The organism is Lutibacter sp. (assembly GCF_041596795.1).
Taxonomy (GTDB): domain Bacteria; phylum Bacteroidota; class Bacteroidia; order Flavobacteriales; family Flavobacteriaceae; genus Lutibacter.
The window spans coordinates 1-25,600 of the sequence record NZ_JBFHHX010000037.1; the positions used below are offsets into that span (position 1 = coordinate 1).

The following is a 25,600-nucleotide window of genomic DNA, read 5'->3' on the forward strand; positions in this document are numbered from 1 at the left end:
AAAAGAAAAAGTAAGAATTATTAGAGAAATTAATAAACGTAGAAATTTTCACGTAGCATGTTTAGCGGATTTACAAGGTCCAAAATTACGTGTTGGAGTAATGCAAGAAGGCGTTTATTTAAATGAAGGTGATGTATTTACATTTACTACTAATAAATGCGAAGGAACAAAAGAATTTGCATATATGACTTACCAAACTTTCCCAAAAGATGTACAGGTAGGTGAGCACATTTTAGTGGATGACGGAAAACTTTTATTTGAAGTTACACACACAGATAGAGATAGTAAAGTAGTTACAAAAGTATTACGTGGAGGACCTTTAAACTCTAAAAAGGGTGTGAATTTACCAAATACAAAAATTTCATTACCTGCTTTAACTGAAAAAGATATTAAAGATGCACTTTTTGCAATTTCTATAGATGTAGATTGGATAGCACTTTCTTTTGTTAGAACACCTGAAGATTTAATTCAATTAAGTGATTTAATTAAAGAACATTCAAATCATAAAATTCCAATTGTTGCAAAAATTGAAAAACCTGAAGCAGTTGCAAATATTGATAGATTAACACCACATTGTGACGCATTAATGTGTGCTCGTGGAGATTTGGGTGTGGAAGTTCCAATGGAACAAGTACCATTAATCCAAAAAAGATTGGTTCAAAAAGCAAAAAAAGCACATATTCCAATTATTATTGCAACTCAAATGATGGAAACTATGATTACAAATCAGGTTCCTACAAGAGCAGAAGTAAATGACGTTGCAAACTCTATTATGGATGGAGCTGACGCTGTTATGCTTTCTGGAGAAACTGCAATGGGTCAATATCCACTAGATGTAATTAAACAAATGCGTAAAATTATTGAAAGTGTTGAAAACTCTCCATTAATTACAATACCTGAATATCAAGTTCAATGTGTTAATGATCGTTTTATATCAAAAACAATTTGCCACCAAGCATCAATTATGGCAAATTCTATTAACGCTGAAGTTATCACTACTTTAACAGATTCTGGTTTTACAGCATTTCATATTTCATCTTGGAGACCAAAATCAAACATTTTAGTATTCTCTTCAAACAGAAGAATATTAGCTATGTTAAACTTATTATGGGGTGTTAAAGGTGTTTATTATGATAAATTTGTAAGCACAGATCAAACCATTGAAGATATTAATAATTTAGCACATGACCGTGGTTATTTAAACGAAGGTGATTTTGCTATTAACATTACTTCAATGCCTGTAAAAGAAAGAGGTATGGCAAATACAATGCGTATTACCCAATTCAAGAAAAACTAAGTACTTTTAAGTACAGCATATAAAGCAAATGAAGCTAACCAATGGGCTCCGGCATATTCGCCAGAGTCCATTTTTTTATAACTATAATTAAAATGTTTGTTGGCTAGGTTTATCATTTTATCATTATCTAAAGCTTTCCCAATTTCGTATAAACACCAAGCTCTGCTAAAGTTTAAACCATCTAAATGCGCTAATTTGCCATCAGATCTATCGGTTACTATTGCAACTTCTATATACGCTGCTGGATTCTTTCTAAAATCAGGTAAAAAAGCATCTAACCAAACCTCAAATTCTTTTTTTGGCAACACTTTTAACATTAAAGAAGCCTCTTGTAAACATGGTGATAAAAAATCGAAACCACCAGGTTCCCAAGTTACCGGACATCCTTTATCATTCAAATAATATTCCTTAGCTTTTTCAATAATTATTGCTTCTAATTTTGGCGAATATTTTTTCGCATAATCCAAGGCAAACGACATTCCAAAAGCAGTATTTGGATGTTCTCCCACACGAATAGGATATTTTAATTTAGGTAAAAATTCTATATATTTTTGTTCTATTAGTTTAACTAAAGGCTCTAGATTAGTATACAACTCTTTAGCTTCTGGCGTATCCCAATCTTGCAAGGTTTCAGCAACTTTTAATAACCAAGCCCAGCCGTAGGTTCTTTCAAAAGTATTATTATGAACATCATCAAAATAGGCAACTTCTTTTAAAACATTCTCTTTTGTGATGTTTTTTTGAAGCTTTAGTAAAATAGCATCACGCTCTTTAAAATCGGGTAATTCTTTAATTAAATTTAATAATGTCCAATGCCCGTGAACCGAAGAATGCCAATCGAAACAACCATAAAATGCTGGATGTAATTCTGATGGCTCTTTTAAATAAGTACTATCGCCCAAAACCTGTCCTAACTTATTTGGATATTCTTGATCTATACATTCATAAGCGAAATGATACAAGTATGAAGCACTTTTTTCATTAAGTTCAGGCTTTTCATAAATAGTATCGTTAACTTGTGTTATTAAAACATTTTCATCCTTTGGATTATTTATTTTTCTGCAAGAAAAAACACAAAAAGCTAGTAGTAGTATAAATAGGGTTTGTTTCATTTTTAAAATTTAATAGTTGTTTTTATAATAGTTGCATCGTTAAACACAAATGGCATTGGCATCATAATTTCAGATCTTGGCTGCATTTGAAAATGCTGATTTGTTAATAAATCAAATTTTATTTCCATAATATCCAAATCAAATTTTTGATTAGGCTCTACAACAAATTCTACGTCCACAACCTCATTTTTATCGGTTATAAAATAACTTAGTACGGTTCCTTTATCTACTTTTAAAACATACGCACTATTTGGATCTGATTTAAAAGCTTCATCATTTATTTTAAACGATTTAAATTTAATAGGTGTATTAGATAACAATTCAAATTTATTTGCATTTCTATTTGATAGAAGGCGTAAACATACCTTTCTGTTTGAACTAATAATTGTATCAAAAATAATTGAAATTGTTGGTTTTTTTAATGCTATAACCTTTGTTTTTTTATGAAATTTAATTTTTGAATTGTATTTACTTGCTGCTGTATTAACATCATAACTTCCATTAATAGGATTATTTCCTAAAAACTGTTTTGTAAAATTATCTATTATTGAATTATAGGTTGCCCAATAAGCATCATTTTTATCTGCATCTAACACATACAAAATACTGTTGGGTTGCTTTCTGTTTTTAGTGTATGAAGCGTTTAACAATGCCGAAATTAAAATTAATAAAGCTCCAAATAAAAATAACTTGCTAAAATTATTTTGCTTTTTGTAACTATAAAAAACCGGAATTAACAACCCGAACAATAATACTACAAAAACCGAACTAATCACTAACATTTTTAATCCTAAACCAACTGGAAACATTACAATAAACGGAACAAATAACAGCAAAATAGGCGCTGCAAAAATGCTGAAAAGCACTGTGTTATAAATCTCTGATTTTGAGAATAGTACTATTGCCAAAACTAAAAGCATTTCAATTACTGGAAGGATGAAAAAGCCTACTCCCTTTAAATAAATAAAAATTCCAACATTTATTAAAATCCAAAAAACCAAAGGAGCAATTAACAAATCTTGAAGCGTATTATTTTTAAAATATTTTGAATAAAACCACCAGCAAATTGCTAAAGTTAAAGTAACAACAAATGCAATATAATAATAACCATTATAAGTAAAACCTTGTAAAATATCTGTGTATTGAGGATGAATTTTTAACAGCAATTTCCACCCAAAGAAAGTAAGTAAACCTGAAACAAACAGGGGTAATTTAAATGCGTAAAATCCTTTTATAATTCCTTTAAAGGTTAATTTATTTTTTTGAAATCCGAAAAACAACAAACTAAAAAATACCAATACACTTAGTATAAGCATTGGCAAAATCCAAGAAAACGGATAAGAAACCAATCCGAATTCCGGAAAATTAAAATACACATCATCACTTTGTGCTTTTAACTTAGCTAAATTGCTATTTGCAAAATAATTTAAACCAGCAATTAAATAAGAAGCTTGGTGATTGAGCGAATTTAAATCCATCCGTTCAAAAGAATCTTGTTGAGTATGATAATCAAAATGATCTCCAATAAATGCAAAATTGAAACCATCAATATTTCCTTCTTCCCTAAAAACAGTTAAATCAGTATCATTTGGCAACATTTTATAAATGCTATACATTAATGAATTTCCCACTGGATGTGAGGATTTGGTGTTTTTAAAAGCATTAATTAAGTTTTTATTACCGCCATTAGTTTCTAACAATAAATAACTTGGTCCTCCACTTCCTCTGGCTTCAAAATTTAATACCAACGCAACATCTTTTGCCCACGAATGATGATTTACAAACGCATTTGCACCTAACAATCCTAATTCTTCAGCATCGGTAATACAAATAATAATATCGTTTTTAGGAACTTCTTTTTTCGCTAAAAAGGCTCTTATTCCTTCTAAAATTACAACTACTCCACTTCCAGCATCGCTGGCTCCTAAAGAAGAATGTGGACTAGAATCGTAATGAGATAATAACAACACTGCTTTGCCATTTCCACTTCCCTTAATCCGAGCTAAAATATTTCGAGTTTTAGTTGCTGCTTTCCATTTTTTATTAACTGCCACTTGCTCTTGTACTTGAACTTGTAACCCAAGTTTTTCTAGTTCTGAAATTATATAATTTCTTACAACAGTATGTTCAGAAGCACCAACATAATGCGGTTTTTTAGTAATTTCTTTTAAATAAATTAATGCATTTTCTGTAGAGAATGCCGTATGTGCTGTTGAATAATAATTAGTTGAAGGCGTTTGTGAAAAAAAACTATAATAAACTGTAGCTACAATTATAATTATAGAAAAAACTTGAGCATATTTTTTTAAAACCATTAGCACCGTTTTGTATAAATATTAATCTTTTTTAATTAATAAATAATAATCGTTTTCTAATGCTAAATAACCCTGATCGTACACATAATAGTAAACATTTCCGGTTTTTGTGGTATATATAGATGTGTAATAGTTAAAGTCAAAATTACCATCTAACAATTTAGTCCTAGCAACTTTAGTTTTACCTGAAGTGTTTAATTCGGCTAATAATTTATGATTCTTTCGTAGCCTATTGTTTATATTTCGTATTAAGTTTTTACTTTCTTTATTTACTTTGTTATTGTAAGAATTTCTGCAATAATCCGAACAAAACTTTTTGTCAACCCTTCCATTTAATGGTTCACTGCATTCTAAACACTCTTTTTTTTTCATAGGTTATTTTTAATCTTTTATATTTTTAATCATCAATTTTTACATCTCCCCAATTTTCACCAGATTTTATTCTGTACAGCTGCATTTCTGAAATTCCGAACTGTTTAGCAATTAAACGCATTCTGGTTTTTCTATTAGGATCTAATATTTTCTTTTTTATCATTCTAACTCTACCTTCAGTAAGTTTAGAATAGGTTCTTTTACCCAACTTTTTTTTATGAACCGGATTTAACTTATTATGCTCATTTAATTCCGCTCTATTCACCCATTTTAAATTACTTGCTTTGTTGTTTAGTTTATCAAAATCTAAATGAATCACAAATTTTTGATCCTCTCTTTTTTTACAATAAATTTCAGCAACAGCTCTATGAATATATGCTGAAGAGGTATTTTTTTTACCTTTACGTCGAATCCAAAACGTATCATATCCACCAATTAATGATGTTTTTGAAAGATTCCACTCTTCTTCTCCAATTTTTCTCCGTTTAACTCTTCCATAATTAGAAATCATTAACTCATCCTCTTCGCACCATTTTTCATTCAAATATGCGGTCCATATTTCCTGTCTAAAATTAACAATCATTTTTAAATATTTAGTTATGTAGTTCCTCTAATATACATAAAAAATTATCCGTTTACAAACGTTTACAAACATTTACATACGAAAGTAAACAAATAACAACCGACTAGAGTTTAAAACCTGTCTCATATTTGCACTGTTAAATCGAACGAATGACATTTAACTTAATCTAACACCTTATCTTATGAATACGTTAAGAAACAAAGTACAATTAATTGGAAACATTGGAAATTCACCTGAAATTATCACATTAGAATCAGGGAAAAAATTAGCAAAATTTAGTATTGCAACAAATGAAACTTATAAAAATGCGCAAGGCGAAAAAGTAACAGATACACAATGGCATAATTGTGTTGCCTGGAACAAAACTGCAGAAATTATTGAAAAATATTTAGAAAAAGGCAGAGAAATTGCTATTGAAGGAAAATTAACATCTAGAAGTTATGAAGATAGTAATGGCATAAAAAAATACATTACTGAAGTTGTTGTAAATGAAATGTTGATGCTTGGAAATAAGCAATAAACTGGAATTTTGTTATGAAAAAGAGAATAAAAGACTGTCTGTAAAAAGGCAGTCTTTTTTATTTTTAATAATTGTTGCTAAAATGAGAACATCAATTATATTTACCAAAATTTAAAAACAGAATTATGATTTCAGTAAACGAATATTTTAACGCTACCGTAAAATCTCTTGGATATACTTCCGCAACAGGAAAATCTACTATTGGAGTAATGGAAGAAGGTGAATACGAATTTGGAACCTCAACCCACGAAACAATGATAGTTATTGAAGGTGAGTTAATTGCGCAATTACCAAACGAAACTGAATGGAAATCTTACAAAACAGGAGAAAAATTTGAAGTTGCTGCCAACACAAAATTTAAGGTAAAATCTGTTGGGCAAACTTCTTATTTGTGTCAATATAAATAAGTAATTGTATTAAAAAAGTCATCATTCTGAACGTGTTTACAAACAAATTCAGAATGATATATTTACATGTTTTATTTATAATTCATAGATAGTTGAATACGTTTTCTATCAACATCAACTTCTAAAACCTTTACTATTACTTGTTGATGTAAGGTTACAATGGAGCTTACATCACTCACAAATTTATCAGATAAATTAGAAACGTGCACCAAGCCGCTTTCTTTTATTCCAATATCAACAAAACAGCCAAAATTGGTAATATTATTTACAATTCCAGGTAATAATTGCCCTTCATGTAAATCGTTAATGGTTCTAATATTTTGATTAAATGTAAAAACTTTTGCTTTTTTACGCGGATCTAACCCTGGTTTTTCAAGTTCTTTTACAATATCCTTTAACGTTGGAAGACCAATAGTTGCAGTGCAATATTTTTGCAAATCTACCTTTTGAAGTATTTCTTTATTCCCAATTAAATCAGCAACATTTAATTTTAAGTCTTTTGCAATTTGTTTTACAACATCGTAACTTTCTGGATGTACAGCAGAATCATCTAACGGATTTTTGGCGTTTTTTATGCGTAAAAAACCAGCACCTTGTTCAAAAGCCTTATCGCCCAAACGAGGCACTTTTTTAATTTCGTTTCTTGAAGAAAACGCGCCATTTTCATCTCTATAATTCACAATATTTTCAGCCAATTTTGGTCCAATTCCTGAAACATAACTTAGCAATGATGTGCTTGCTGTATTAATATTTACACCCACGGAATTTACACAACTTTCTACAACCGTATCTAGTGAGTTTTTTAATTTTGTTTGATCTACGTCGTGCTGATATTGACCTACACCAATAGATTTTGCATCAATTTTTACCAATTCCGCCAACGGATCGGCTAAACGACGACCTATAGAAACAGAGCCACGAACTGTAACATCGAAATTTGGAAATTCATCACGTGCAATTTTTGAAGCCGAATAAATACTTGCTCCTGCTTCACTTACTACAAAAACTTCCACATCTTTATTAAAACGCATTTTGCGAATTAATTGTTCTGTTTCGCGCGATGCTGTTCCATTTCCAATAGCAATTGCTTCAATTTTATAAGCATCTACCAAACTATTAATCTTTTTCATTGCTCCAATTGAGTCGTTTTTTGGAGCGTGTGGATAAATTGTTTCGTTATATTCTAATCCGCCCTGCGCATTTAAACACACCACTTTACAACCTGTTCTAAAACCAGGATCAATAGCTAAAATATTTTTTTCACCTAACGGAGCACCCAACAATAATTGCTGTAAATTTTTGGCAAAAACCTGAATGGCATTTTCATCGGCTTTCTCTTTTGAAATATTCAACGTTTCGTTAGCCAATGCAGGAAACAATAATCGTTTATACGAATCTTGAATGGCTAATTTTATTTGTTGTGTACACGCATTGTTAGAGTTTAGAATTCTATCTTCAATTTTAGCCAAAGCTTTATCGTCATCAATTTCTATTTTCAGCCTTATAAAACCTTCTTTTTCAGCTCTTAAAATTGCTAATAATCTGTGTGAGGGACAACGATTTAAAGGTTCAGTCCACTCAAAATAATCTCTATATTTTTGTGCTTTTTCACTTTCTTCTTCCTTTTTTACAACTTTAGTGGTAATATTCGCAAATTTTTCTAATTGGTAACGAATGTTGTTTCTAACATCCGTTCTTTCGTTAATCCATTCTGCAATTATAAAACGAGCACCTTCTAATGCTGCTTCTTCGGTTTCAACTTCATTATTTAAATACTTTACTGCAATAGATTCAATATCTGTTGCGCGCTGACTCATAATTATTTTTGCCAATGGCTCTAAACCGTTTTTACGAGCAGTTTCTGCTTTTGTATTTCGCTTTTTCTTAAAAGGTAAGTAAATATCTTCTAAAACCGTTAAATCTGTAGTTGCTTCAATTTTTTGTTGTAATTCAGTAGTTAAAACCTCTTGTTCTTCTAATGCTTTTAAAATTGTTGCTTTTCTTTTTTCAAGTTCTTCAAACTGGTTTTTATATTTTACAATTTCACCAATTTGTACCTCATCTAAATTCCCTGTCAATTCTTTTCTATAACGAGAAATAAAAGGAATGGTACAATCTTCATTTAATAGTTTAACAGTGTTTTCTATTCCTTTTGATGGTAAATTTGTAAATGATTTTATGTAAGAAAGAATATTCATAATTATTTATCGTATTAAAGCAAAATGGCCTTGTAATAGTTGTTTATCATTAAAAATTATTTTAAACCAATAATCGGTACTTGGCATTTGTTTTCCATTTACTAAACCATCCCAACCATTTCCATTTGGATTTAATTCTGTAATTAATTTTCCAAAGCGATTAAAAATGTGAATAGAAACTATTGGATTCTCTGCAGTACCAATTCCAGCCGGATTCCAAGTATCGTTTATAAAATCGTTATTTGGAGTAAAAAATTTAGGAATACTATAAATGGATACTTCTTCTTGGGCTAAATTGCAACCGTTTAAATCTTTTACTGAAATATTATGATTGCCGGATAACACATTGAAAAAAGTGTTTTCTGTTTGAAAAATTCCATTATCTAAAGAAAATTCATACTCTCCAGTACCAGAAACAATCACTGAAATATTGCTTTCATCTCCAATGGTTTCAATAATTATATCATCAATTTTTGCGGTTTCAGACGTGTTTACTAAAATGGCTCTTTCAGCAAAACAATTAGTACTATTTGCCACAGTTATGCTATATGTTCCTCCTTCATTAATTTCAATCTCTTCCTGATTTAAACCAAGATCAATTCCATTTTTTTTCCAACTATAATAATACGTTTCGTTGCTATTTTTATTTAATAATCCTGCATTTAATGTAATCGTTTCTGGATACGTATTTAAGCAATAAAAAAGTGTTTCATCATTCAATAAATCTGGCTTAGCAATAACATTTAACGTAATTGTAGTTAATAATTCGCAAAAAATATCTTTGGCTTTTACCCAAATTTGCTGAGTATTTGTTGTTGTGTTTTCAAAAGAATCTGGCAAAATGTTTTGATGATACGCAGCATCATTATACGATTTAAAAAAATAAATGTTTGCTGTTGCAGAAACCTCTGGTTTTATTAATGTTCTTAATTCATCTAAATTAAACGTTGTAAATCCGTCTGAATCATCATCACACACATTTAATTCTTTAATACTAGAACTAGAAAAATTACCGTTTAAATTTAATTTCTCAACAGTATAACAACCATAACTATTTTCAATTCTTGCATATACCACTTCATTTGGAACACTATTAAAGTAAATATCAGAATTAGGTATTGGATCTTGATAATTTGAAGCGTTTTCTTCAGTTTTAAAAAAATCTACAACTGTTAATCCTGTCATATCTAAATTATAAAAAGGATCGGCCAAATGCAAATTAAAAAAAGTTAAACCATCTGTATCATTATCACATAAACCTAAGTAATTTTCGGTAGTTGAAATTTCCCCAGTATATTCAATTGTAATTTCTCCGTTAGAAACACACGTGCCATTTAAAGATACTTCTACACTATAAATTCCAGCATCTTTAACAGTATAAATACCATTTGTTTCACCAAGAATTTCGCTTCCGTTTTTAAACCATTTATAGGAAACATTGGTTCCTAAAGTAGTAGCATCTAAATCTAAAGTTTCATTAAAACATACTGGATTATTGCTAGCTATTAATCTATCTTCACCTAAATCCGTATTCATTTTAAAACTTCCAGCTTCTAAAAAAACAGCAGAATCGTATCTGTAATTTTTTTCATCGGCAATTACCAATTTCACATGATATGTTTCATTTGGAATTACAGATGCCGTAGCTGTTAAAACTGTGGTTTGACCGTTAAAATTTATTGGAGCAATTGTACCATTCCAACTATCAAAATACAGTTCATTTATTGCTGCGCAACCATTGGGAATTAGCGGATGCACTGTAGTTACCTTTACCGGAGTTTGCGTGTTTGGAACTAAAGCAATATTTGTGTATTGAGTACTACTTACTGGACGAATTAAAAACCCAAATAAATCGGAATATTTACACGTATTTGAGTTGTTTTGCTGATATTCTTCTGATGCAAAAATGTAATTAAAACTTATTTGATTGGCAGCCGAAGTAAACTCAAATTCAATACTAGTTGCATTTATTGTGTTGGTTTCGTTTAAAACCTGCTCTAAATCTGAATCTCCAATCCAATTTGTAGCATCATCATCGCTTAAAGTTGTATTTGGTCCTTTTACATTTGATAGTTTTCCGGTGCTTAAAACCAATCCTTTACTAAACGGAAAAGTAGTTCCGGAAGCATTAAAATAGCCATAACTTTTTTCGGTACTATTAAAATTCCCGCCTACAACATTAGTAACTACAACATTGCTAATACAATCACTATCAATTAAAATATCTTCTATTAATTGCTGAGCTGTATAACTTTGGGCATCTACCTGAATATTTTGGGCATTTATTAAAAATGAACATAACAACATGCACAAAACACCAATATACTTCATCTTTTTAATAACCTTTAAAGTAAATTAATCCCTTTTTTACTAATTGAACTAATTTATTAACTTATCTGTTCACCATTTTTTACTGAATCGTTTTCTGGTTCAATAAAAGCTAATTTTCCATCAGGAGTATCGGTCATTAAAATCATTCCTTGACTTTCAATTCCTTTTAAAACACGTGGTGCTAAGTTTACCAAAACAGTTACTTTTTGACCAATAATTTCTTCAGGCGTAAAACTTTCTGCAATACCAGAAACTATGGTTCTAACATCTAAACCAACATCAACTTTTAACTGAAGTAATTTTTTGGTTTTTGGCACTTTTACAGCCTCTAAAATAGTTCCTACTCGAATATCTAATTTTGTAAAATCGTCAAACTGAATGGTTTCTTTTTGTGGTTCTACTTTTTTATTCTCAGCTTCATTGGCAACTTTTGTAGCTTCTAACTTATCTAATTGTGCTTGAATTTCTTCATCTTCAATTTTAGCAAATAATAATTCTGCTTGTCCAATTTTATGGTTTGCTGAAATTAATTCTTCTGAAGTTGCTATGGAATCCCAAGCTACGTTTTCAGAAATATTTAAGATCCCTTTTAATTTATTTGAAGAAAAAGGTAAAAATGGTTCTGCAACAACAGCCAAACCTGCTGCAATTTGTAAAGCAACATACATAATGGTTTTTACACGTTCAGGATCTGTTTTTATTGCTTTCCAAGGTTCTTCATCGGCTAAATATTTGTTTCCTAAACGTGCTAAATTTAGCATTTCTTGCGATGCTTCTCTAAAACGGTAACGCTCTATTGAACTTGCTATAATTGCAGGGAATTTTTGTAGTTGTTCTAAGGTTTCATCGTCAATAGCTGTAAATTCATTTGGCTCTGGAATAATTCCTTCATAATATTTGTTAGTTAACACTACTACTCTATTAATAAAGTTTCCAAAAATAGCCACTAATTCGTTGTTATTACGTGCCTGAAAATCTTTCCAAGTAAAATCGTTGTCTTTTGTTTCTGGCGCATTAGCAGTTAAAGCGTAACGCAAAACATCTTGTTTTTCTGGGAAATCAATTAAATATTCATGCAACCAAACTGCCCAGTTTTTAGAGGTTGAAATTTTATTTCCTTCTAAATTTAAAAACTCGTTTGCAGGTACATTTTCAGGTAAAATAAAACTACCTTCAGCTTTTAACATGGCTGGAAAAATAATACAATGAAACACAATATTATCCTTTCCAATAAAGTGAATTAATTTAGTGTCTTTATCTTTCCAATATGGTTCCCAATCTTTTCCTTCACGAGCTGCCCATTCTTTGGTTGATGAAATATAACCAATTGGCGCATCAAACCAAACATACAATACTTTTCCTTCGGCATTTTCAACCGGAACTGGAATTCCCCAATCTAAATCTCGTGTTACCGCGCGTGGTTTTAAACCATCGTCTAACCACGATTTTACTTGTCCTAATACATTTGTTTTCCAATCGTTTTTATGACCTTCAACAATCCATTCTCGCAACCAAGTTTCATACTTATCTAATGGTAAATACCAATGTTTTGTTAATTTAGTAGTAGGTACATTTCCTGTAATTGCAGATTTTGGATTTATTAAATCTGTTGCATTATGACTAGTACCACATTTTTCGCATTGATCGCCATAACTTTCTTCGTTTCCACATTTTGGGCACGTTCCAATTACAAATCTATCTGCTAAAAACTGCTTTGCTTCTTCATCATACAATTGTTCAGTTGCTTCTTCAATAAACTTTCCTTCATCGTATAATTTTTTAAAAAACTCTGATGCTGTTTTATGATGCACTTCTGCCGATGTACGCGAATAATTATCAAAAGAAATTCCAAAATCACTAAACGATTTTTTTATTATTGCGTGGTATTTATCAACTATATCTTGTGGAGAAACACCTTCTTTTTTGGCTTTTATAGTAATTGGAACACCGTGTTCATCAGATCCGCAAATGTATAAAACATCGTTTCCGGTGTTACGTAAATAGCGCGCATAAATATCTGCTGGCACATAAACTCCTGCTAAATGTCCAATATGCACTGGTCCGTTTGTATAAGGTAATGCCGCTGTAATTGTATATCTTTTTGAATTGCTCATCAAAATTTGTTTAAGAAAGCACAAAAATAGCGATAAATGTTGATTTTTTTGGATGTTTATTACTTGATTTACTTTAGTACAATTGAAAATAATATATTTGACATTCTGTTTAATTATATTATTTTTACTAGAAAACACAAATTATGCATTTTAAGAAGAACATTTGGATGCTTTACATATTAACTTTTTGTGTTTGTAACGTTGCTTTTTCAACTCCCACTAATTTTATCCACACTTTTCAACAAATGAAAACATCGCTTATAAAACCAGCTTATTTAAAAGTTGGAGATACTATTGCAATAGTTGCAACAGCAGGAATTATAAAAGATAAATCACCAATTTTAAAAGCCAAAGAACTAGCCGAAAGTTGGGGTTTAAAAGTAATTTTAGGTAAAAACACGTTTAACCAAGCGCATCATTTTGCCGGAAGTGATGCCGATAGAACAAACGATTTACAATTAGTTTTAGATAACAAAAATGTAAAAGCCATTTGGTGTGCCAGAGGTGGTTATGGAACCGTTAGAATTATTGATAAAATTGATTTTACCGAATTTAAAAAACACCCAAAATGGATTATTGGTTATTCTGATATTACGGTGTTGCATAGCCACATTCATAATTTAGGATTTGAAACTTTACATGCTATTTTAGGAACTAGTTTAGATTTTAACGAAGAAAAAAATAAACCATCTATTGAATCGTTTAAAAAAGCTTTGTTTGGTGAACAGCTTACCTATACTGTTAAAGAATCTAGCTACAATAAAATGGGTCATGTAAAAGGGCAACTTGTAGGCGGAAATTTATCTATTTTACAAAGTTTATTGGGTTCTAAATCATCTATAAATACAAAAGATAAAATTTTATTTATTGAAGAAATTGGCGAATATCATTATCAAATAGATAGAATGCTATATGCTTTAAAACGCGCAGGTTATTTTGATAATTGTAAAGGTTTAATTATTGGTGGAATAAGCAAAATTAGAAAAAACACTACTCCTTGGGGACAAACTATTGAAGCTTTAATTTTAGATGTTACCAAGGAATATAACTTTCCTATTTTGTTCGATTTTCCCGCAGGGCACGATATTGAAAATAATGCGCTAATTTTAGGAAGAGACATTGATTTATATGTTACTAAAGAATTTTCTGTTGTAAAATTTAGTGAATGATTTAAATTAATTATGGCAACTCACAACGAACTAGGTAATAAAGGTGAAGAAATTGCAATTGATTTTCTTCAAAAAAACAACTACAAAATATTAGAAACAAACTGGCGATTTAAAAAAGCTGAGGTCGATATAATTGCTTTAAAAAAAGGTGTATTAGCTGTTGTTGAAGTAAAAACGCGTTCTTCAAATTATTTTGGAGATCCACAAGATTTTGTAAATCAAAAAAAAATACAATTACTGGTAGAAGCTATAAATGAATATGTAATCTCAAAAAATTTAGATGTTGAAGTACGCTTTGATATTATCGCAATTTTAAAAAATCAGGATAAGTTTGAAGTCAACCATTTAAAAGATGCTTTCTTTTATTTTTAGTTCTTTTGCAATATAGAAGCAATTGCAATTGGCTTATTTTCATTATTAAGCGCAGCAAACGTAAACTGCCCAGTAATTACTTTTTGTCTACAATCATCATACATTTCTTCCATATAAATATCTACCAAAACATCTATTTTAACAGTACCCACATTTACTATTTTTCCAAAAACTTCAACAATTGTCCCAGATTTTACAGGTTTTAAAAATTTAATTTTATCTGTAGATACAGTAACCATTTTATTTCGAGTAAAACGAATAGCGGTAATATAAGCCACTTCATCCATCCATTTTAAAGCTTCTCCACCAAACAAAGTTTCGTGATCATTTAGCGTATTTGGAATAATAACCTTAAACTGACTGGTTGTATACGCATCAAAATTAGTTGTCATAAAAAAATATTTTTGCAAATATAAAAAATTATGTTGTATTATGAACGTACGTTCATTATATTTGTTAAAAATTTCAAAACAATTTTATAAATCTAACAAATGCCTCGTCCAGAAAAAAATAGAACCATTTTACAACCTCCATTAATGAAAGGTTTTAAACCTTTTGGAATTCCACGCTGTAAACTAGAAGCAGTTACATTAACTTTTGAAGAATACGAGAGCATTAGATTGGTAAATTATGAAAACCTACAACAAAAAGAGGCTGCTGATTTAATGAATGTTTCCAGACCCACACTTACCAGAATTTACAACAAAGCATTAACCACCATTACAAAAGCATTTGTAGAAGGAAAAGCCATTGTAATTGAAGGCGGAAATTATGAATTAAGCAACGATTGGTATAGATGTGGAAAATGCCACAAATTAATTGAAGCAGACAATGCCGACGTTAAATGTGAGAATACCGAAGATTGTAGTACAAATGAATTAATAAATTTAAATAAATAATAAATCGCTAAAAATAATTTTAATATGAAAAAAATAGCAATACCTGTTGATATAAATAATCAACTTGAAGATCATTTTGGACATTGTGATCATTACGAAATTTACACAATTTCCGATAACAAAATAGTAAGTATAAAACCTTTAATTGCCGAACAAGGCTGTGGTTGTAAATCTAATATTGCAAGTGTTTTAGCCGAGCATGGTGTTACAACTATGCTTACTGGAGGCATTGGAAATGGAGCAATTAATGTACTAAATAAATGTAATATTAATGTTATTAGAGGATGCTCTGGTGAACCAAAAGATATAATATCTAATTACTTAATTGGAAAAGTAATTGACAGTGGTGAAAGTTGTTTGCATCATGAACATGAGCACGGACACGGACATCAATGCAGTCATTAAAAGATATTAAAAAAATTAATAGGTTGTTTAAAAAATTAACACCGTCATACTGAACTTGTTTCAGCATCTCATCAAACGAATAATCAATCACTATAAAAACCTGAAACAAGTTTAGGTTGACAATATTTTTTTAAACAGCCTATTTTATACTATTTCTACAAACCATTTTCCAATAAAAACGCTTTCACATCTTGAATGTGATCTGGTTTTGCTATAATTTTCTTTAAAGAATCCAACACAAAATAGGTTGGCGTTGATGTAATATCATATTGTTTTGCAATGCTATTCTGCCATTTTTCAAGTGCTAAAACATTGGTCCAATTGGTAAATTTTTTCGAATATTCTTTAAAACCTACTTCATCATTTTCTAAAGAAACTGCAATAACATGAATATTTTTATTGTCTTTTGTATATTCATATAACTGAGGGACTTCTACTACACAATGCGAGCAAGAAGTACTCCAAAACACTAAAACATACGTATCAGCCACGTTAATTTCAGATAATTTTTGTTGCTTTTTAGCTACAGGCCAAGAGAAATCTGGAGCTGTTTTACCAATTGCTAATTTTATTTTACTTTCCACTTCTAAAACAACAGCTTCATCAATAAACTCTTTCGGTAACATTTTATAAATAGATTCCAACATAAAATCTACCAAAGTAACATTTTGAACTTGTGTAAAAGCAAACATTAAAGTAGTGCAAACTTCACTAGCCAAAGCATTATTATCTTTTATTTTTTGCATCACTTCAACAACCGCATTTTTATATAAAGCAGTTTGTACTTGCGCATCATCAGACTGACTTAAATAAAACACGTATTCTATTATTTTCTGATTTATTAGCGTGGAATTATTAAGCTCATTATCATTAAAATTTATAAAATCGAAAAAATGTGACTTTTCACTATTTAAGTAGGCTTGAGGCATATTAAACATTTCTAGTGAATAATATTTCTGATTTGCCTTTATAAAATGATTAGCTAATTTACCTGTTGATGCTTCCTCAAATTTAGCTTGAATGTTTTGATACATTTTAAATGTAACATTGTACAATTTTTTTAAAGCTTCTTTATTGTTATCATCAACAGTTTTAAAATAGGTTAATTGAATTGAATCTAATTGTTGACGAATAGTTTCTGCTTCATTTAAATAAGAATAATAGACTATATTTTCTTCAGAAGTGCTAAAATTTAATGTTTCAAGTTGATTTTTAGGATCAAACTCCAGCGTTACAGATTCATTATTGTATAAAAAATCTACAAATCCATTATTTTCTAAATCATAGGCCAAACGATACATTCCTTTTGGCGAATTTTCTGGTATTTTAGCTGAAAATTTTCCTTCAACTATATCTACATTTGCAAGGTAAATTTGATTAAAACCTTTTAGTTGATATAAAATTACCCATTTATAATCGTTCTCACCTTTTAGTGTTCCTTGAACAACATGCTGACTTTTAGCTACAAACGAAATAAGAAATAAACTGAATACGATTTTTTTAAACATTGTTTTTTTTGGTTGAAATTATCAATAATCAAACCAAATGTAACTAATTTTATCATTTTACATAAAACATCAACTATGGATTTTAAAAATAAAGTAATTTGGATTACTGGTGCGTCTTCTGGAATTGGAAAATCAACAGCTTTGGAACTATCAAAAATGAGCACAAAACTTATTTTATCTTCCAGAAATATAACTGAGTTAGAAAAAGTAAAAAATGAATGTGATCCATCATCAGAAATAAAAATTATTCCGCTAGATTTAGAGGATTATACTAGTTTACCTTTAATAGTTGAAACAGCCATTTCTCAGTTTGGAAAAATAGATATTTTATACAATAGCTCTGGCATAAGTCAACGTTCAAAAGCAATTGATACCAACATTGAAGTGGATAGAAAAATTATGGCAATAAACTATTTTGGAACTATTGCATTATCTAAAGCACTTTTACCTCATTTTATAGCCCAAAAGTCGGGACAATTTGTAGTAATTACCAGTGTAGTTGGAAAATTTGCAACGCCGGTTCGCTCCTCCTATTCTGCATCAAAACACGCACTGCACGGTTTTTTTGATAGTTTGCGATCTGAAATATACCAACACAACATAAAAGTAACGCTTATTTGCCCAGGATATGTAAAAACAAATATTTCTTTAAATGCTTTAACCGGAACTGGCGCTGCTCAAAATAAAATGGACACAGCAACCAAAAATGGTTACAGTCCAGAACATTTCTCTATACTAGCTTTAAAAGCAGTTTATCAAGAAAAAAACGAGGTATATATTGCCGGTTTTCGAGAAAAATCGGCTATTTACTTAAAGCGTTTTTTTCCAAAATTATTTGCAAAAATAGTTCGGAAAATGGCTGTAACCTAAATTAATTCTTGTGCTTTAAAATAAAGTACAATTGCTTCCTTTATAAGTACAGTTTGTTCGCCTGTTTTTAAGGGAGGTAATTCTTCTAAAACTTTATAGTGTGGCCAGCCATCAGCGTCAAAATAGTCAAATTCATAATATCCAAAGGGCTCTAACAAGCGGCAAATTGCAATATGCATTAAGTTTACTTTATCATCTTTACCAAACTCTCTAGCTCCTTGTCCTAACTCTTGTACGCCAATTAAATAAATAATAGCATCTAAATTTAACTTTTCACCATCGCCAAATTTGGTGGCTAAAATATCGAGTATGGTATCGTAATCTTCTTTTAATTTTTGATCTCTTGACATTTGAAATTTTTAGTTTGGCGCAAATATACAAATCCAATCATGTATATTTACAAAAACAACAAAATGAATACTTTTGATATTATAATTTCAGCTTTATTACTTTTTGGCTTTATTAGAGGCGTTTTTAAAGGTTTATTTGTTGAAGTAGCAAGCTTAGTTGCTTTGGTTGCAGGTGTTTACGGCGCCATACATTTCTCATATTTTGTTGGTGATTTTTTAGCAAAACGGGTTTCTTGGGATGAAAAATTTGTTACTTTAATTTCATTTTCTATCACTTTTGGTATTATTGTTTTAGTAATCTCTTTAATAGGCAAGCTTTTAACTAAAATAGCAGATTTTGCATCATTAGGTTTAGTAAATAAATTTTTAGGTGGATTTTTTGGTGCTTTAAAAATTGGATTAATTTTAAGTATTGTTCTTATTGTTTTCTCTAAATTAAATAATACAATTCCTTTTGTATCTGCAGACGAACAAGATAACGCCACATTATTTGAACCTATTAAAAAGCTAGCTCCAACTATTTTTCCAAACTTTTTAACAGTTGGAGAAGATAAAATAAATGAAAACTCTAATACCACTAGTAATTAATGTTATTTTTTATGTAAACTTGCGACTAAGTTTAAAATCAAATTAACATATGCGCAATTTTCTGATATTAATATCTGTATTATTTTTTATAATTTTTACTAGTTGTACTGAGAATAATAACAAATCATTTAGTATCTCTGGAAAAGTATCTAATTTAAAAGAAAACTATGTAGTACTTTCTTTAATAGATGATTTTCAAAACAATACTTCTACAATAATAGACACACTTGAAATTAATAAAAAAGGAGAATTTAACTCTGTTTACTTTCTTGAACCTGCTATTTATTCTTTAAATTTTGATAACGAAAAAACTATTTTATTAGCTATAGATAAAGGTCAACACTTAAAAATACAAGGTTCAACTATTGAAAATATTTTGGTAAAAGGTTCTGTTGATACAGATTTGCTAAACGCGTATGAAGATTTTAGAGTTGAATCTTTAAACAGATTGGTAAAATCTGTTCGAAATAAAATTACAGCATCTCAAAACACCGCTAGCGAACAAACTATTGCTGAATTACGAGAACTTGAAGTTGAAAATTATAAAAAACACATTAGCGAATTAACCACTTTTATTAAAGAAAAAATGGGCACTTCAATTGCTATTTACCCAACTTCTATACGTTGGAATGGCGAAGAAAACCTCCCTTTTTATAAAGAATTAACAAATGCTTTTGAAGAAAAACACCCAACTATAGAAATTACCAAAAAAATAAAGGAACGCCTTCAATTACTTGAAAAAACAAGTGTTGGAAGTGTTGTTTCTAATATTAAAATGACTGATAGTTCTGGTGAAATTATTGAATTAGATAGTATTAGAAAAAAATATACTTTAATTGACTTTTGGGCTAGTTGGTGTCCGCCTTGCAGAACTGAAAGTAGTTTATTAAATGAGTTGTATGCCAACTATAATTCAAAAGGTTTTGAAATTTATGGAATTTCTTTAGATTCAAAAGCAGAAAGTTGGACAAATGCACTTGAAAAAGACCAAAGAATTTGGCCAAACGTATCAACAGTTGAAGGTTTTAAAACACCAGTTTCTATTGCTTATGGAATAACTGCTTTACCAACCAATTTTTTAATTGATGAAACTGGGAAAATTATTGCTACAAATGTTCATGGAAAGCTTCTAAAAGCAAAAATTGATGCGTTATTTACAGAATAAACCTAAATTTCTTTTAAATTACGTTTGGCTATCCAACCAATTTTTCCATCAGCTAACTTAATTTTTTTCCAATTATCCAATTCATCTAAAATTTGAACTTTGGTACCTTCATGTAGTTCAAATGCATCATCACTTGTAGTTGTAGGTGCGTTTTTAACTTCTACTTTATCGGTAAAAATAATAGCCATTTTGGTATTTTTAACAATGTCGTAATTTTTAAAAGCAAAAAAAGTACTAATAGCCAATATAAAAAGTGCTAAAATTGAGGTGTTAAAAAGCAATAATTTAATTTTGGTACCTGATGAAAAATAGTAAAATAAAAATAACAGCGCAGCTAAAAAAGATGTGCTTACCGCTATAATTGCCCAAGTATCAAAGGTGTATTTTTGAATTACATTTGCTGTAAATCGTTGTAAAAAAGTTTTTGGTAACTCTTCAATTACATCAATAGTCATTCTTTTTGCAAAAGCAAGGTTTGAAATTACATCTTCATTAGCCGGATTTATTTTTAAGGCTTTTTCATAATAATAAATAGAAGGTGCTACTTTATTTAATTTATAGTACGAATTTCCAATATTATAATACAACACATCAGACTGTAAGCCTTGTTTTTCAATAGATAAATACGTATCAATTGCTTTTGAATAGTTGCCATTTTTATAAAAATTATTGGCTTTAGCAAACAATGCTTCTGGTGTTTGTGCAAATGAAAACACGCTAAAAAGTACTACAATACTTAAAACTAATTTTTTCATATTACAAATGTTTATCTAGTTTAGTAATTACATCTTTTGCCTTTTCAAATTCTGCTTCCATTTCAACATTTGTTATAGGCGTGAATCGTGCAAAATTACAATCATTTAAAACCTCCACAAATTGATTTATTGTACTCTCTTCAACTCCTTTATTTTTTAATATTTCGGAAATTTTTTCTTTTGAAATATCCGAAGTTTCAATTTGAAGTTTTGCCTTTAAAAAGTTGTGTAAGGCCTTTTCTAACGCAATATAGAATGCTTCTTTTTTACCCAATTGCTTTTTAGCTTGTGATAAGTATTTTTTTGCCAACTTATCTGCTAATCTAATTTTATTTCCAAAAATATCTCCGGCACGTTCCGCTCGTTTTTTACCAATAAATATTGCAATTGGAATTGCTAAAAATGGCAATAATAACAACAAATAAAATTGTGAAGAATTCAAAAATTCTGGCTCTTCAACTGGTTTAAATTCAGTATTTAATTCAATATATCTAAAGCTGTTATTATTAGCAACTACTTTTTGCTTTATGCTTGCAGTTGAATCAACAGTTGAAGGTAAATCTTTACCTTCTAATACTTCCATAATTAAGGCATCAACATGAATAGTTTTATATTTCTTTTCTGTTGGATTAAAATAAGAGAAGCTAACTTCAGGAATTTTATATTTTCCCTTGTATTGTGGTACTACGGTATAAATATCAGAAACACTTCCTCTTAAACCTATTAAAGAAGTTGCAACATCTTCTTTATGCTCTGGGGTATATACTTCTAACTCTGCTGGTGTTGTAATTTTAGGAATTTCAAACAATTTTAAATTTCCTCTACCAGAAACCTCAACAATTATTTGCGCTGCATCATTTGCTTTTAGTTGATTTTTATCTGTAACTACTTTAAAATCAAAATCACCAACTGCTCCAGTAAAATCTATTGGTTTACCTGCTTCTGGCAATTCTTTTACTCTTACATTTCTAATAGCAGATGAGGTTGAATAACTAATGTTTCTGGTAATCATATTACCAAAAAAGTCGCCTCTTCCTGTTGGAATTCCAACAGAAAAATCCATAGTCATTGGTTCAATAATTAACTGTCCTGCTCTTTGCGGAATTAAAACCGCTTTTTTAAGTACTATATATCTATAATCCTGACCGTTATATTTTCCTTTTTGAACATTAATTTCGCTTACTTCAATATCCTGATTCCAAAATCCGTTATATTGTGGAGATTCTGTAACTCGCCAATTATTTACACTTATGTTTTCACTAACAAATAGCTTGTAAACTACATAAATTCCTTCGCCAACATAAGGATTTAAATTTGAAACTTCAGCCACCAAATGAATATTTTGTTGCGCAACATATTCAGGATTATTTGGATCTTTTGGAATTTCTACAGCTTTAGAAACTGTAATTTTAACGTGGTTAGATTTAAACGTTTCCCCTTCATATTCAATAGTTGCAGGCTCTATAATAAATTCACCTTCAGCTTTTGGTTCTAAAATATAAATATATGATTGCGAAAATGTTGATTTTCCATTAATCCACGATTGATTTACCGATGAACTTGGCCCACCAACAACTTTAAAATTGCTAAAAGATGGAGGTCTAAAATTATCTGCTCCTTGTTTATTTACCGAAAATTCAATTCTAAATCGCTGATTTACGCCCAAACTGTTTTTACTTACAGTTGTTTCAAACTCTATTTGAGCAAAAAACACTTGCGATGTAAGCATTAAAAAACCTAGTATGTAAAACTTCATAAATTTCATTGTTTCAAAAATTGGTTTTGTATAAATTACCAGTCTTTTTCTTGTTTAATTTTTCTTCCTTTTGCTTTTTGCTCATTCAACTTTTGTTGAGTTTTGTTCTCTTCATTGTTCATAGCATCTAGCAATTGTTTCATTTGCTCTGGAGACAATTGGTTTGGACGTGGCTGTTGCTGTTCTTTTTTCTCAGGATCTTGTTTATCATCTTTCTTTTCATCGCCTTTATCATCTTTTTTATCCTTTCCTTTATCTTTGTCGTCCTTTTTATCTTGGTTTTTATCCTTGTCGCCGCCGTCTTTATCTTTATTATCCTTGTCCTTGTTTTTATCGTCTTTATTATCCTTATTTTTATCCTTATTATCTTTGTTATCTTTATCCTGTTGGTCTTTCAAAAGTTTTTGAGCCAATGCTAAATTATAACGAGTTTCGTCGTCTTTAGAATTATTTCTCATAGCGTTTTTATAGGCTTCTACTGCCTGAGCATATTGTTTTTCTTTTAAATAAGAATTACCCATATTATGAAAAATCTCAGCTTTACTCATTTTATCTTTAGAAGTTTTAGCCGATAATTCATAATTTGCAATAGCTTCTTTTGTTCTACCTTGTTGATAAATAGCATTTCCTAAATTGTATGCTGCTTTTTCAGAATTTGGGTTTTTAGAAATTGCTTTTTTATAGGCAACTTCAGCATCAGAAAATTTTAATTGATTGTATAATTCATTTCCGGCCCTCACTTCTGCCCTTGCTTCACGCTCCAATTTTTCCTGATTTTGCTCTTGTGCAAAAAGTACTGTTGTAAACGCAAAAAATATGATGATTAAACTATTTTTTTTCATTGAATAAATTTAGTTTTTGAACCCATTTTGTTTTCTTTTCCAACAATAAAACATCAATTAAAAGAAACAATAATCCGAAACCGATAAACCACTGAAATTGATCTTTATAATCTGAAAACTGTTTAGTTTCAAATTCATTTTTCTCTGCTTTCACCAATAAATCTTCTATAGTTTTAATGGTTTCTTGTGTTTTATTGCCATCAATATATTTTCCATTTCCTTCTGAAGCAATTTCTTTTAAAACATCTGGTTTTAATTGAGTAATTACAACTTCTCCTTTAGAATCTTTTTTGTAGCTTACTACGTTTCCGCGCTCTTTTATTGGTATTGGACCTCCTTTTTCAGTTCCAATTCCAATGGTGTATGTTTTTATTCCTGCTTTGGTTGCTTCTTCAGTTGCATACACTGCATTTTCTTGATGATCTTCTCCGTCAGATACTATAAATAAAAACCTATTGGTACGTTCTTTCATATCAAAATATGAAATTCCTCTATTTATAGCCTCATTAATGGCTGTTCCCTGACTGGAAACCATATCTGGATCGGCATTTTGTAAAAACATTTTTGCCGCAGCGTGATCTGTTGTTATTGGTAATAATGGATAGGAATTTCCGGCATAAATTACAATTCCAATTCTATCACTTCCTAAATTATCTATAATTCTGGTAATTATTTGCTTTGCTTTATCTAACCTGCTTGGTGCAATATCTTCTGCCAGCATACTTTTAGAAACATCTAAGGCAAAAACTATATCTACACCTTGTCTTTTTATAGTTTCTAACTTTGTTCCCATTTTTGGGTTTACCAATGCTATTACCAAAAATGCTAATGCAACACTTATTACTCCAATTTTTAAAAAGGATTTAAACGTAGACATTTGCGGACTTAGTTTTTTAATTAAACCGCTATCAGCAAATTGTTTTTGTTTTCTTTTTTTCCACCATAACACCAACAAAAACAACACAAATAGTATTGGAATACTTGCTAAATAAATAAAATATGTTGGCTCTTCTAATTGATACATTTCTTATTAGTTTAATGGTTTAATGGTTGAATGGTTTATTTGCGCTTTTCGTAAAGCATTTAACATTCTCGATATTTTACCTATTTCTACCCTTACTTTGTTATAATTTTCTTCAGAAATAAAATTTAATTCTTTTGATATAATTAATTGATTTAAAACTTCCATTAATGAGCTAAAAGCCATTGTTGTAAAATGAGCTTTGTCCTTATTCGTTTGCCTTGAAGTTCCTTCAGCTAAATTAGATGCAATTGAAACTGATGATCTTCTCAACTGACTTACCAATCCATACTTTTCATTTTCTGGAAAATTAGTTGTTAATTGATATATTGTTTTTGACAAATCAACTGAACACTTCCATACTTCTAATTTTTCAAATGAAAATTCATACTTCATAACTTTTACACTTTTCAACTAATACACCTATTAACCAATTTAAATAAAACTCTTAAAAATGGTGTGTTTTAATAACATTTCAATAAAAATTAATAATCCAGCTATTAGCACTAAAATTCTGTAATCTTCTTGATAGTTATAATATTTAAACTCCTCTATTTCTGTTTTTTCCAGTTTATTAATTTCGTTATAAATGGCTTTTAATTTAGAGTTATCTGTAGCTCTAAAATATTTCCCTTCAGTTTGTTTTGCAAT

General features: G+C 29.8%; 25 protein-coding genes and 1 pseudogene. 10 read left to right on the plus strand and 16 right to left on the minus strand.

Going from position 1 to position 25,600, the window contains the following annotated elements; translation table 11 throughout:
- Positions 1-1,297, plus strand: a 1,297-nt coding sequence (gene pyk / locus ABY298_RS06420) for a pyruvate kinase (RefSeq protein ID WP_372745186.1), incomplete at its 5' end; no start/stop codon positions are given.
- Here the strand turns inward: pyk and ABY298_RS06425 are convergent.
- The 4 genes from ABY298_RS06425 to ABY298_RS06440 are packed head-to-tail and all read right to left on the minus strand — an operon-like array spanning position 1,294 to position 5,679.
- Complete coding sequence (locus ABY298_RS06425) at positions 1,294-2,409, minus strand: DUF2891 domain-containing protein (protein ID WP_372745187.1); 1,116 nt, start codon at positions 2,407-2,409, stop codon at positions 1,294-1,296. The genes pyk and ABY298_RS06425 overlap by 4 nt on opposite strands.
- Before the next feature lie 2 nt (positions 2,410-2,411).
- A complete protein-coding gene (locus ABY298_RS06430; RefSeq protein WP_372745188.1) occupies positions 2,412-4,724 on the minus strand; it encodes a M28 family peptidase in 2,313 nt (770 codons plus the stop codon).
- A 21-nt stretch (positions 4,725-4,745) separates the two neighbouring features.
- A complete protein-coding gene (locus ABY298_RS06435; protein WP_372745189.1) occupies positions 4,746-5,096 on the minus strand; it encodes a hypothetical protein in 351 nt (116 codons plus the stop codon).
- 25 nt (positions 5,097-5,121) lie between these two features.
- Entirely contained in the window at positions 5,122-5,679 is a 558-nt protein-coding gene (locus tag ABY298_RS06440; RefSeq protein WP_372745190.1) for an HNH endonuclease, read from the minus strand.
- Positions 5,680-5,860: 181 nt separating this feature from the next.
- Here ABY298_RS06440 and ABY298_RS06445 point away from each other — a divergent pair, with 181 nt between their 5' ends.
- Together ABY298_RS06445 and ABY298_RS06450 are read left to right on the plus strand one after the other, a co-directional pair.
- Positions 5,861-6,199, plus strand: coding sequence for a single-stranded DNA-binding protein (locus ABY298_RS06445; protein ID WP_372745191.1), 339 nt, complete (start codon positions 5,861-5,863; stop codon positions 6,197-6,199).
- Between the two features lie 125 nt (positions 6,200-6,324).
- Positions 6,325-6,606, plus strand: a complete 282-nt coding sequence (locus tag ABY298_RS06450) for a pyrimidine/purine nucleoside phosphorylase (RefSeq protein ID WP_372745192.1) — start codon at positions 6,325-6,327, stop codon at positions 6,604-6,606.
- Between the two features lie 71 nt (positions 6,607-6,677).
- On the opposite strand, the gene ABY298_RS06455 is transcribed toward ABY298_RS06450, so the two are convergent.
- From ABY298_RS06455 to metG, 3 genes are read right to left on the minus strand one after another with little or no spacing between them, the layout of a single operon-like run.
- Positions 6,678-8,804 (minus strand): Tex family protein, encoded by a 2,127-nt coding sequence (locus tag ABY298_RS06455; RefSeq protein WP_372745193.1) that lies wholly within the window; start codon positions 8,802-8,804, stop codon positions 6,678-6,680.
- 6 nt (positions 8,805-8,810) lie between these two features.
- On the minus strand, positions 8,811-11,135 hold the full coding sequence (locus ABY298_RS06460) for a choice-of-anchor L domain-containing protein (protein ID WP_372745194.1): 2,325 nt from the start codon (positions 11,133-11,135) through the stop codon (positions 8,811-8,813).
- A gap of 56 nt (positions 11,136-11,191) precedes the next feature.
- Entirely contained in the window at positions 11,192-13,249 is a 2,058-nt protein-coding gene (gene metG, locus ABY298_RS06465) for a methionine--tRNA ligase (protein WP_372745195.1), read from the minus strand.
- 245 nt (positions 13,250-13,494) lie between these two features.
- On the opposite strand from metG, the gene ABY298_RS06470 reads away from it, so the two are divergent.
- Positions 13,495-14,418 (plus strand): LD-carboxypeptidase, encoded by a 924-nt coding sequence (locus tag ABY298_RS06470; protein WP_372745197.1) that lies wholly within the window; start codon positions 13,495-13,497, stop codon positions 14,416-14,418.
- A gap of 12 nt (positions 14,419-14,430) precedes the next feature.
- Positions 14,431-14,790, plus strand: coding sequence for a YraN family protein (locus ABY298_RS06475; RefSeq protein ID WP_372745198.1), 360 nt, complete (start codon positions 14,431-14,433; stop codon positions 14,788-14,790).
- Here ABY298_RS06475 and ABY298_RS06480 read toward each other — a convergent pair.
- Positions 14,787-15,182 carry an acyl-CoA thioesterase gene (locus ABY298_RS06480; protein ID WP_372745199.1) on the minus strand — a complete coding sequence of 132 codons (396 nt, stop codon included), beginning with the start codon at positions 15,180-15,182 and terminating at the stop codon, positions 14,787-14,789. The two genes, ABY298_RS06475 and ABY298_RS06480, sit on opposite strands and share 4 nt — an antisense overlap.
- A gap of 99 nt (positions 15,183-15,281) precedes the next feature.
- Between ABY298_RS06480 and ABY298_RS06485 the strand changes: the two genes are divergently transcribed.
- Positions 15,282-15,689: a DUF134 domain-containing protein gene (locus ABY298_RS06485; protein ID WP_372745200.1), complete on the plus strand. Its 408-nt coding sequence runs from the start codon at positions 15,282-15,284 to the stop codon at positions 15,687-15,689.
- Positions 15,690-15,713: 24 nt separating this feature from the next.
- Positions 15,714-16,094, plus strand: coding sequence for a NifB/NifX family molybdenum-iron cluster-binding protein (locus ABY298_RS06490; protein ID WP_372745201.1), 381 nt, complete (start codon positions 15,714-15,716; stop codon positions 16,092-16,094).
- A gap of 155 nt (positions 16,095-16,249) precedes the next feature.
- Here ABY298_RS06490 and ABY298_RS06495 read toward each other — a convergent pair whose 3' ends face one another.
- Positions 16,250-17,602, minus strand: a complete 1,353-nt coding sequence (locus tag ABY298_RS06495) for a TlpA family protein disulfide reductase (RefSeq protein WP_372745202.1) — start codon at positions 17,600-17,602, stop codon at positions 16,250-16,252.
- Positions 17,603-17,677: 75 nt separating this feature from the next.
- Between ABY298_RS06495 and ABY298_RS06500 the strand changes: the two genes are divergently transcribed.
- Entirely contained in the window at positions 17,678-18,472 is a 795-nt protein-coding gene (locus ABY298_RS06500; RefSeq protein ID WP_372745203.1) for an SDR family oxidoreductase, read from the plus strand.
- Here the strand turns inward: ABY298_RS06500 and ABY298_RS06505 are convergent.
- Positions 18,469-18,822 carry a hypothetical protein gene (locus tag ABY298_RS06505; protein ID WP_372745204.1) on the minus strand — a complete coding sequence of 118 codons (354 nt, stop codon included), beginning with the start codon at positions 18,820-18,822 and terminating at the stop codon, positions 18,469-18,471. The genes ABY298_RS06500 and ABY298_RS06505 overlap by 4 nt on opposite strands.
- Before the next feature lie 63 nt (positions 18,823-18,885).
- Here ABY298_RS06505 and ABY298_RS06510 point away from each other — a divergent pair, with 63 nt between their 5' ends.
- Both ABY298_RS06510 and ABY298_RS06515 read left to right on the plus strand, forming a co-directional pair.
- Positions 18,886-19,410: a CvpA family protein gene (locus ABY298_RS06510; protein WP_372745205.1), complete on the plus strand. Its 525-nt coding sequence runs from the start codon at positions 18,886-18,888 to the stop codon at positions 19,408-19,410.
- Between the two features lie 49 nt (positions 19,411-19,459).
- On the plus strand, positions 19,460-20,575 hold the full coding sequence (locus ABY298_RS06515; protein ID WP_372745206.1) for a redoxin domain-containing protein: 1,116 nt from the start codon (positions 19,460-19,462) through the stop codon (positions 20,573-20,575).
- Positions 20,576-20,577: 2 nt separating this feature from the next.
- Here ABY298_RS06515 and ABY298_RS06520 read toward each other — a convergent pair whose 3' ends face one another.
- From ABY298_RS06520 to ABY298_RS06545, 6 genes and pseudogenes are all read right to left on the minus strand, one after another.
- Positions 20,578-21,330 carry a tetratricopeptide repeat protein gene (locus tag ABY298_RS06520; protein WP_372745207.1) on the minus strand — a complete coding sequence of 251 codons (753 nt, stop codon included), beginning with the start codon at positions 21,328-21,330 and terminating at the stop codon, positions 20,578-20,580.
- A 1-nt stretch (position 21,331) separates the two neighbouring features.
- Positions 21,332-23,086: a BatD family protein gene (locus ABY298_RS06525; protein WP_372745208.1), complete on the minus strand. Its 1,755-nt coding sequence runs from the start codon at positions 23,084-23,086 to the stop codon at positions 21,332-21,334.
- A gap of 35 nt (positions 23,087-23,121) precedes the next feature.
- Positions 23,122-23,928 (minus strand): tetratricopeptide repeat protein, encoded by an 807-nt coding sequence (locus ABY298_RS06530; RefSeq protein WP_372745209.1) that lies wholly within the window; start codon positions 23,926-23,928, stop codon positions 23,122-23,124.
- Positions 23,915-24,952, minus strand: coding sequence for a VWA domain-containing protein (locus tag ABY298_RS06535; RefSeq protein WP_372745210.1), 1,038 nt, complete (start codon positions 24,950-24,952; stop codon positions 23,915-23,917). The genes ABY298_RS06530 and ABY298_RS06535 overlap by 14 nt, the downstream gene beginning before the upstream one ends.
- Before the next feature lie 6 nt (positions 24,953-24,958).
- Positions 24,959-25,345: a four helix bundle protein gene (locus ABY298_RS06540; RefSeq protein ID WP_372745211.1), complete on the minus strand. Its 387-nt coding sequence runs from the start codon at positions 25,343-25,345 to the stop codon at positions 24,959-24,961.
- A gap of 39 nt (positions 25,346-25,384) precedes the next feature.
- Positions 25,385-25,600: pseudogene (locus ABY298_RS06545) on the minus strand (aerotolerance regulator BatA); the annotation flags it as partial.